This window comes from Streptomyces sp. SID10853, assembly GCF_010548145.1.
GTDB lineage: Bacteria > Actinomycetota > Actinomycetes > Streptomycetales > Streptomycetaceae > Streptomyces.
Genome location: NZ_JAAGLN010000247.1, coordinates 1 through 9,997, shown reverse-complemented (window position 1 = coordinate 9,997; position 9,997 = coordinate 1). Strand labels below are relative to the sequence as shown.

The following is a 9,997-nucleotide window of genomic DNA, read 5'->3' as shown; positions in this document are numbered from 1 at the left end:
GCTGAGGGCGCGGGGACGGCCGCCGAGTTGCGCGCGCTCGGTGTGCGGGAGGGGACGACGCTGCTGGTGCACGCCGCGCTCGGCGGCACCGGACTGCGCGCGCCCGCGCTGCGCGACGCGCTCGTCGAGGTACTGGGCGGGGACGGGACGCTGGTGGTCCCGGCCTTCACCCCGGAGAACTCGACGACATCGAGCGCCCATCTGCGGCAGACCGCCGGGCTCACCGCGGACGCCAGGGCCCGTTTCCTCGCCACGATGCCCGCCTTCGATCCCGCCCGTACGCCCTGCCCCGGCATGGGCCGGCTGGCCGAATGCGTACGGAGCTCCCCGGGTGCGGTGCGCAGCGGCCATCCGCAGACCTCGTTCGCCGCGCTGGGCGCGCGCGCCGATGAGCTGGTAAAGGACCACCGGGCCGACTGCCACCTCGGTGAGGAGTCCCCGCTGGGCAGGCTCGCGGCCGCCGGTGCGGAGGAATTGATGATCAATGTGGGATTCGGTGTGTGCACCTCCTTCCATCTCGCTGAATACCGGATTCCGGATACCCCGACGCGGCTGTACCGGTGTGTGGTGAGAAGGGGCGGGCGGCGTGAGTGGTTCGAATACCGGGACATCGAACTCGACGACAGCGATTTCGAACTGATCGGAGCCGATTTCCCCCGCGCGAGCCTGCGGGAGGGGAAGCTGGGTAACGCGGCCGCCATGGTGTTTCCGATCAAGGAAGCTGTGCGGCACGCGAGGAACTGGATGACCGAAAAGCGGCGTTGATTGACCGAACGTCGACGGGGTGGAGACTCTTCGCTCCGGAATGATGTCTTCATGGACCACGGGGGGCCGAGTTGGCAGCAGCGGACGAGCCGAGAGCGGCGAACCACAGGCCGTATTTTTTTCTCAGCTATGCGCACACTCCGAAACACGGAGCCGTCGGGCCCGACCCGGACATGTGGGTCGAGCGGCTCTTCCGCGACCTCTGCGCCCATGTGATGGCCATGACCAACCTGCCCGCCGGGGCACCCGCCGGCTTCATCGACCGGGAGCTGCGGACGGGGGAGGGCTGGTCGGAGCGGCTCGGTGAAGTCCTGGCCACCTGCCGGGTCTTCGTACCGCTCTTCTCGCCCCGCTATTTCGGCAGCGAGATGTGCGGCAAGGAGTGGTACGCCTTCGCCCAGCGCGCCATTCAGCAGCAGGCCCGCAGCAACCGCCCCGCCGACGCGATAGTCCCCGCCCTCTGGGTCCCCGTGCCGCCGCACCAACTGCCGGGCCCGGCAGCGCGGTTGCAGTTCAACCACCGGGTCTTCGGCGAGCGCTATGTGTCCGACGGGCTCTACGGACTCGTCAAGCTGCGGATATTCGCCGAGGAGTACGAACGGGCCGTCTACGAACTGGCCAAAAGGATCGTGAGCGTCGCCGACTCGTCGGACATCGGCCCCTGCCGCCCCGTCGACTACCGCGCCATACCCAGCGCCTTCGGACCGCCGAGCGCGGGCCCGCGCCCGATGAAACTGACCGTCGCCGCGCCCACCCGCCACGATCTGCCCGACGGCCGGCACGCGGAGTACTACGGGGACACCCCGCTGGACTGGAACCCCTACCACCCGGCCTCCGCGCAGCCGCTGTCCCGGCTCGCCGAGGACCTGGTGCGCTCGCTCAACTACCAGGCCACCGTCACCTCGTTCGACGAGGAGGTCCTCCATCTCGACGGGAAGCAGCCGCCGTCGCGCCCCGAGGTGCTGCTCGTCGACCGCTGGGCCCTGCACGACGACGAACGGCGCCGAAGGCTCGCCGCCTTCGACTCCGAGCACCGCCCCTGGGTGAGCGTGGTCGTCCCCTGGAACCGCGACGACCACCAGAGCAGAGCCTCCGAGACCGAGCTCACCGGCCGTCTGGAGGACACCATGCCGTCCAAGATGCGGGAGGGGCGCGCCGCGTCCAGAGCCGCGGCCAAGGGCGTCCCGAGCATGGAGGCGTTCGGCCAGATCCTGCCCCAGGTGGTGGAGGCCGCCGCCCAGCAGTATCTGAAGCACGCCGTCGTCTACCCGCCGGGCGGCGGCGGCCACCACGAACGTCCCCGGCTCATCGGCCCGATGACGACCGAACAGGCCACCACCCGCTACATACCGGCTACACAGGATCTCGCGCTCGATGCGGAGGACACGGATGACGGCAGGGCGTGACGGACGCATCGTCACCTTCTATTCGTACAAGGGAGGTACCGGCCGGACCATGGCGCTGGCCAACACCGCCTGGATCCTGGCCGCCAACGGCAAACGCGTCCTCGCGGTCGACTGGGACCTGGAGGCACCGGGCCTCTACCGCTTCTTCCACCCCTTCCTCGACCCGTCCACGCTCGGCGCCACCACCGGGATCATCGACCTGATCACCGAGTACGCCTGGGCGGCCACCAGCCCCGTCCCGCGCCCCGACGACTGGCACCGGGACTACGCCCGTATCCAGCAGCACGCGGTCTCGCTGACACCGGAGACGCTGGGCTGGGAGTTCCCCGACGGCGGCACCCTCGACTTCGTGTCGGCCGGCCGGCAGAACCGCGAGTACTCGGCGACCGTCTCCACCTTCGACTGGGACAACTTCTACGACCGGCTCGGCGGCGGCCACTTCTTCGACGCGCTGCGCGACGACATGAAGGCCAACTACGACTACGTCCTCATCGACAGCAGGACCGGCCTCAGCGACATCGCCGACATCTGCACCGTCCATCTGCCCGACATGCTCGTCGACTGCTTCACGCTCAGCGACCAGTCCATCGACGGCGCCGCCGCGGTGGCCCGCCAGATCGACAAGCACGACGGCGGCCGGGGCATCCAGATCCTGCCCGTCCCGATGCGGATCGACGAGGGCGAGAAGGAGAAGGCGGACGCCGGACGGGCCCTGGCCCGGCTCCGGTTCGACGGGCTGCCACGCGGGCTCACCGGCGAGGAGCTCACCGCCTACTGGGGAGCCGTCGAGATCCCGTACCGCCCCTACTACGCGTACGAGGAGACCCTGGCCACCTTCGGCGACGAGGCCGGACTCACCAACTCGCTGCTGTCCGCCTTCGAACGGCTCGCCGCCGTCGTCACCGACCGGCGGATCACCTCGATGCCGCAGATCCCCGAAGAGGTCAGGCTGCGCATCAGGGACGCCTTCACCCGCCGCCGCCCCGCGCTCCCCGCCGATCTGCTGCTCAGCTATGTGGCGGAGAACCGGATGTGGGCCGACTGGATCGAGTCGGTGCTCACCCGTGCGGGCTTCCGGGTGGTGCCGCGCGACGTCTCGGCCGAGGCGCCGCCGTCCGGCGCGGAGGTGACGGCGGCCGACGGCGCGGCCCGTACCGTCGTCGTCCTGTCCAGCGCCTATCTCAAGTCGGCCCGCGCGGTGGAGGTCTGGCAGCGCTCGGCGGCCGAGGACCCCTCGGGGACCCGCAGGCATCTGCTGCCGCTGCGCGTCGGTGACGTACGGCTGACCACGCCGTACATCGACCGGAACCCGGTCGACCTGTTCCGGCTGGACGAAGTGCACGCCACCGCGGCGCTGCTGCGTGCGGTGGACCGGCCGGGCCAGGCGGTCGACGGGGTGGCGCCGGGGCCGCGCTTCCCGGGGACCGTCCCGAAGATCTGGAACGCGCCGGCCCGCAACTCCGGCTTCACCGGGCGCTCCCTGGTGCTCGAGCGGATGCGCGACCAGCTCGGCGGCGGCATGGCCGTGGTCCTGCCGCAGCCCCAGACGCTGTACGGGCTCGGCGGCGTCGGCAAGACGCAGGTGGCCCTGGAGTACGTACACCGCTTCATGGCCGACTACGACCTGGTCTGGTGGATCTCGGCGGAACAGACCGACGACGTGATCGCCGGACTCGCCGAACTCGCCGTCCGTCTCGGCACCCAGGGCGCCGACGACATGGCGTCCGCTTCCCAGGAGGCCATCGACCTGCTGCGCCGCGGGGTGCCGACCCCGCGGTGGCTGCTGGTCTTCGACAACGCGGACGACCCCGAGCAGGTGAAGCGCTTCTTCCCGCCGGGCGGCCCCGGCCATGTCCTGGTGACCTCGCGGAACCAGACCTGGTCGCAGTACGGGGACGCGCTGCCCGTCGACGTCTTCATGCGGGAGGAGTCCGTCGAGCACATCCAGCGCCGGGCGCCGGGACTCTCCGGCGAGGACGCGGCGCGGGTCGCCGAGGCGGTGGGCGATCTGCCGCTCGCCGTCGAGCAGGCGGCCGCCTGGATCGCCGAGACCGCCACCCCGGTCGACACCTATCTGGAACAGCTGGCCCAGGAGGCCGAGAGCGTCCTCGGGCTCAACCAGCCCGCCGGCTACCCCGAACCGGTGGCCGCCACCTGGAACGTGTCGATCGCCCGCCTCAAGGAGCGCTCGCCCGCCGCGGTCCGGCTGCTCCAGCTCTGCGCCTTCTTCGCACCCGAGCCGATCTCGGCGAAGCTCCTCTACAGCCGGGAGATGATCGACGCGCTCAAGCCGTACGACGCGACGCTCCAGGAGAAGCTGGTCCTCGGCCGGGTCATCCGGGAGATCGGCCGCTTCGCGCTCGCCAAGGTGGACCCGGTGGGCGGCTCGATCCAGGTGCACCGGCTGGTGCAGGCCGTGATCAAGGCGCAGCTCAGCCATGCGGAGCGGGACGACGCACGGCACGCCGTCCATATGATCCTCGCCGGTGCCAGGCCCGACGGTGACGAGCCCATAGACAACCCCGGCACCTGGCCCGACTTCGCCCCCATCTGGCCGCACCTCGGTCCGTCGGAGGCCAGGCTCTGCAAGGAGCCGGAGACCCGCAGGCTGATGATCGACCGGGTGCGCTACCTCTGGAAGCGCGGCGACTTCGTCACGGCCGCGGCCCTCGCGGGCGAGCTGCGCGAGGTGTGGCGCGAACGCCTCGGCAACAACGACCTGCAGTACCTCTACCTCCGCTTCCACCTCTCCAACATCCTGCGCTCCCGCGGCCGTTACGTGGAGGCCATGGAGCTGGACGAGGAGACCCTGCGGCGCCAGCGCGAGCAGCTCCCGGAGCTGGGCCCCTCGCATCCGCACACCTATATGACCACCAGTGCCCTGGCCATGGACCTCGGGGCGGTCGGTGAGTACAGCAGGGCCATGACGCTGGCTACCGAGGCGTACGAGGGGTTCAAGGAGATCTTCGACGAGTCGCATCCGAGGACCCTGGCCGCGGCCAACAACCTGGCGCTGAACCTGCGCATCTCCGGCCAGTACGCCCGCGCGCGCGAGATGGACCAGGACGTCTACGACCGGCGCACCGAAGTGCTCGGCCCCGCGCACCCGTACACCCTCTCGTCGGCGCAGAACCTCGCCCGCGACCTGCGCGAGGTCGGCAGGTACGAGGACTCGGTCGCGCTGCTCTCGCGGACGTACCAGATCTTCAAGGAGCAGCTGGGGCGGGCCTTCCCCGGTACGCTCGCGGCGGCCAAGAGCCTGGCCGTCTCGCTGCGCAGGGCCGGCCTGCTGGAGGACGCCAGGCGGCTGACCTCGGCCACCCGGGACCGGTACCGCGTCAAGTACACGGTGGCCAACCCGGACTGGCTGGCCTGCGACCTGAACTTCGCGGCCGACCTGTTCGCCGCCGGGGACGCGGTGGGCGCGCGGGACACCGCGCAGGCGGTGGTCGACCAGTACATGAAGATGCCGGGGGAGCGGCACCCGTACACCCTGACCGCCATGAACAACCTCGGTATCTACCAGGGGGCCTGCGGGGCGCTCGACACCGCCGAGTCGGTGCTCGCCTCCACGATCAGGGCGATGAGCGACGTACTGAACCCCCGCCATCCGCATGTGCTGTTCGCGACCGTCAACCTCGCCAATGTCACGGCCGATCTCGGCGACCTCCCCAAGGCCCTGGAGATCGAGCGCCGGGTGGTCGCGGCGCTGCGCGAGGTCGTCGGCGCCCACCATCCGGAGACGCTGGCCTGTGCGTCCAACATGTCGGTGACGCTGGACGCGCTCGGCCGCAAGGAGGAGGCGCAGCTGCTGAGGGCGGAGACCGTCACCGAGCTGCAGCGCCAGCTCGGTGACGACCACGACTACGTGGGGATCGCGGGCGACGCCCGGCGGTTCAGCCGGGACCTGGAGCCGCTCGTGGTGTGACCGCCGGGACCGTTCCGCGCGTTCCGGTCCTCACTCGTCCAGCAGCCAGTCGAGGATGCGGGGGAGCGCGTGCAGCGCGTCGAAATGCGCGGCGGCCGGTTCCAGGACGGCCGTCGCGCCGGGGATGCGCCGGGCGAGCCAGCGGGAGTGGCCGACGGGCGAGAAGACGTCCTTCACCCCGTGCCACAGCATGATCGGGCTGCGGATGTCGGCGGGGTCGAAGCCCCAGGGGCGGGAGAAGGCGAGCGCGTCGTCGATCCAGCCGTACGGTGAAGTGCGCAGCGCCTCCTGGTAGTTGCGCAGCAGCATGGCCCGTACGCCCGCGTCGTTGACGACTCTGCGGTCGGAGTCGGTGAGGTCGCTGAACAGCTGGTCGAGCAGGCGGACCGGGTTCTTCCTGATCTCCGCCGAGCGCGGGATGAGCCGGGCCGCCAGGCCGTCGGGGTCGTCGGACGCGCTGGTGTACTCCCGGACGTTGGACGCGGCCATGCCCTCGAACCAGTCGAGCCCTACGGCGTCCCTGGGGGCGAGCGTGACCAGGGCGGCGGCCCGGGTGACCCGGCCGGGCAGCAGGGCGGCGCAGGCGAGCGCGTGGGGTGCGCCGCCCGACCGGCCGGCGACGGCGAACTTCTCGATCCCGAGTGCGTCGGCGATCGCCCCGACGTCCTGGGCGACATCGGCGACGCTGCGTCCCGGCAGCCGGTCACTGCCTCCGTATCCCGGGCGGTCGAAGGCGATGAGCTGCATTCTGCGCTGGTAGAGCACCATGCCGCGCGGCGCGGGCCCCAGCCTGCTGCCCGGTGTGCCGTGCAGCAGGAACACCGGCCTGCCGTGCGGATCACCGAGGCGCTCCACTGTCAGATGACGTCCGTCCGGCGCGCGAACCCGCCCGCGCAGCCCCGGTCCCTCTGTGCCGTATGCATGCATCGTGTGCACTGGCATCCCCCTTCATTCCGATGATGACCCATCAGGGCGCTCTGCGGGGTGGGGAGTTGGTGGGAAAGTGCGGATACGGCCGGGAGTACGCCGCAATCCGGGCTCCCGGCGGTGGATAGCGGACGGCGGGCCGCCGGGTGTGGTGGTGATTTGCCCCTCCAGGTGACTTTGCTCCTTGTGCGTCCCCCTGGAGAACTCCCCATTCGTGAAAGGAGTGCGGGCGCCTTGTTGGTGTCGTGTGCCCGTCCTTGAGTCGACCTTGTGTGCGAGCTGTGACTGTCGGAATAGTGGGCGGCTCCATCCTCCGCTTCCGGTCACCCCACATGACCGGAAGCGGCCCCCACAGGAGGTCGAAGTTGAAGCACCGACGCATACCCAAGCGCCGAGTGATCGCGGCAGCGACCGGCGCCGCCGCGCTGATCGCCGCCGGCGTCACCTTCCAGACGGCCAACGCCAGTGAGGCAGCACCGGCATCCCCGGTGAAGACGCTGTCCGTGGCCGCGGCCGGGAACCTGGCATCGACGCTGACCCACAAGCTGGGCGCCGACGCGGCAGGCTCGTACTACGACGCCAAGAGCAAGAACCTGGTGGTGAACGTCGTCGACGAGGCGGCGGCCCAAGGTGTGCGCAAGGCGGGCGGCCGGGCGAGAGTCGTCCAGCACTCGATGGCCGAACTGACCGGCGCACGCAAGACCCTGGCCGACAAGGCATCGCTGCCCGGCACCTCATGGGCGGTCGACCCGGTCAGCAACAAGATCGTGGTCACCGCCGACCGCACCGTCTCCGGCGCGAAGCTCTCGAAGCTGAACAGCGTCGTCAAGGGCCTCGGATCCAAGGCCGAACTCAAGCACAGCGCGGGGGAGTTCAAGCCCCTCATCGCGGGCGGCGACGCCATCTGGGGCTCCAGTGCCCGCTGCTCGCTCGGCTTCAACGTGGTCAAGGACGGCCAGCCGTACTTCATCACCGCCGGGCACTGCACCGAGGCCGTCACCAGCTGGTCGGACTCGCAGGGCGGCTCGGAGATCGGCACCAACGCGGCCTCCGACTTCCCCGGCCACGACTACGGCCTGGTGAAGTACACGGCTGACACCCCGCACCCGAGTGAGGTCGACCTCTACAACGGCAAGACGCAGCCGATCACCAAGGCGGCCGACGCGACCGTCGGCATGGCCGTCCAGCGCAGCGGTTCCACCTCGCAGGTGCACGGCGGCACGGTGAAGGGGCTCGACGCCACCGTCAACTACGGCAACGGCGACGTCGTCAACGGTCTCATCCAGACCGATGTCTGCGCCGAGCCCGGTGACAGCGGCGGTGCGCTCTTCTCGGGCGACAGTGCGATCGGTCTCACCTCGGGCGGCAGCGGTGACTGCTCCGCCGGCGGCGAGACGTTCTTCCAGCCGGTGCCCGCGGCGCTGGCTGCCTTCGGGGCGACGATCGGCTGACGCTCCCGTAGCGGCACACTCCCGTAACAGCATCAGGGCCCGGCCCGTCCTCGTGACGGGCCGGGCCTCTGCCGTCCGCCCTCGGGCCCCGGGCGTCCCCCGCGGCCTCAGGCCCCGGGCGTCTCCCGCGCCGCCGGGGCGGTGGCGGGCCTTCCGCGGAACGTGGACATGGCGATCGTGATCACCGTGCCCACCACCGCCCAGCCGGAGAGCACCAGCAGCGGGCCGGTGACGGAGTTGCCCCTGAAGTACGCGATGGAGCGCGCCACCCAGGTCCCTGCGCCCGGGGGCAGCCAGGGGCCGATCGCGTGCCAGAACGGCGGCAGCATCGGCAGCGGGAAGGCACCGCCCGCGCTCGGGTTGCCCGCGATCACGACCAGCAGGACGGCCAGGCCGATCCCCACGATGCCGGTGAGTGCCTGCAGGGCGAGAGTGATCGCGCCGACCCCGAAGACGACCAGCGCGCCGAGACCCCACAGCCCCAGGACGCTGCCGGGCAGCGCGCCGAGCACCGGGCCGACGATGACCGCGCCGCCCAGGCCGCCGAGGACCGAGTAGAGCGCCATGGTGGTGAGCCTGAGCACGGCGCGCCGCCCGTTGGCGGCCCGGGAGCCCGCGCTGATCGCCAGGATCGACGCGCAGAGATAGCCGCCCACGCACCAGCCGACGACCAGGTAGAACGCGGAGAGCCCGTCGAAGTCCCGGGCCGACGCCGGCGCCACATCGACGGTGCGCACGCCGCGCCGCTGTGTCTTCTCCACGGCGCTGATGATCCGGTCCAGCGACGAGGACAGCACGGTCCCGCCGCCGGACGCGACCAGCAGGGTGTCCTTCGAGCCGCGGGGGCTGACGATCAGGGCGCCGTCGAGATCGCGGTTGAGGACCTTCTTGCGGGCTTCGGCGGCGCTGGAGACCGTGCGCGGGTCCAGCGGGCGGCCGGAGAGTCCCTTGAGCTCGCCGACCAGCCGCGGGCCGGCCTGCGCGGGCGCGACGACCCCGAAGGGGACGTCCTTCGGTTTGGGATTGTGCAGAGCCCCCACATAGGACGCGATGAACAGCAGCTGCAGCACCAGGGTGCCGATGACGAGCAGGGCCGCGCGGGGAGTGACGGCGGTCTTCATCTCGGCCAGGAAAGTCATGGCCCCACGGTCCGGCAGAGCGGGCGTTTGCGCAGGTGGGGCGGACCGAATGGCTGACACACCGTTAATCGCACAGGTATTCGAAAGTGGTCTATGGTGGAGAAGGGAGCCAGGAACGGACTTGATCATCGGAGCAGGAGGTGCGGCGGATGCCCGGTTTCACGCATCTCCACACCGTCTCGGGGTTCTCCCTGCGGTACGGGGCCTCCCACCCGGAGCGGCTCGCCGAGCGGGCCGTCGAACGGGGTATGGACGCCATCGCGCTGACCGACCGGGACACGCTCGCGGGCACCGTCCGCTTTGCCAAGGCGTGCGCGGCGGCCGGGGTGCGGCCCCTGTTCGGGACGCGGCTCGCGATCGGCGGCCGGGCGCGCGCCGACG

General features: G+C 70.9%; 7 protein-coding genes. 5 read left to right on the top strand and 2 right to left on the bottom strand.

The window, feature by feature from the left end:
• Positions 1–27 precede the first annotated feature (27 nt).
• The 3 genes from G3I19_RS30555 (at position 28) to fxsT (ending at position 6,099) form a co-directional block, all read left to right on the top strand.
• Complete coding sequence (locus G3I19_RS30555; protein WP_164266966.1) at positions 28–765, top strand: AAC(3) family N-acetyltransferase; 738 nt, start codon at positions 28–30, stop codon at positions 763–765.
• Between the two features lie 71 nt (positions 766–836).
• Entirely contained in the window at positions 837–2,171 is a 1,335-nt protein-coding gene (gene fsxC, locus G3I19_RS30550) for an FxsC protein (protein ID WP_164266964.1), read from the top strand.
• Positions 2,155–6,099, top strand: coding sequence for an FxSxx-COOH system tetratricopeptide repeat protein (gene fxsT, locus G3I19_RS30545; RefSeq protein WP_164266963.1), 3,945 nt, complete (start codon positions 2,155–2,157; stop codon positions 6,097–6,099). Before fsxC ends, fxsT begins: the two co-directional genes overlap by 17 nt.
• A 30-nt stretch (positions 6,100–6,129) precedes the next feature.
• On the opposite strand, the gene G3I19_RS30540 is transcribed toward fxsT, so the two are convergent.
• Positions 6,130–6,996 carry an alpha/beta hydrolase gene (locus G3I19_RS30540; RefSeq protein WP_164266965.1) on the bottom strand — a complete coding sequence of 289 codons (867 nt, stop codon included), beginning with the start codon at positions 6,994–6,996 and terminating at the stop codon, positions 6,130–6,132.
• A 395-nt stretch (positions 6,997–7,391) separates the two neighbouring features.
• On the opposite strand from G3I19_RS30540, the gene G3I19_RS30535 reads away from it, so the two are divergent.
• On the top strand, positions 7,392–8,477 hold the full coding sequence (locus tag G3I19_RS30535) for a S1 family peptidase (protein WP_164266962.1): 1,086 nt from the start codon (positions 7,392–7,394) through the stop codon (positions 8,475–8,477).
• 107 nt (positions 8,478–8,584) lie between these two features.
• On the opposite strand, the gene G3I19_RS30530 is transcribed toward G3I19_RS30535, so the two are convergent.
• The gene (locus G3I19_RS30530) at positions 8,585–9,616 is read right to left on the bottom strand and encodes a DUF3533 domain-containing protein (protein WP_164266961.1); all 1,032 of its coding nucleotides are present in this window, start codon (positions 9,614–9,616) and stop codon (positions 8,585–8,587) included.
• Between the two features lie 149 nt (positions 9,617–9,765).
• Here G3I19_RS30530 and G3I19_RS30525 point away from each other — a divergent pair.
• The coding region (locus tag G3I19_RS30525; RefSeq protein WP_164266960.1) for a PHP domain-containing protein at positions 9,766–9,997 on the top strand (232 nt) is incomplete at its 3' end.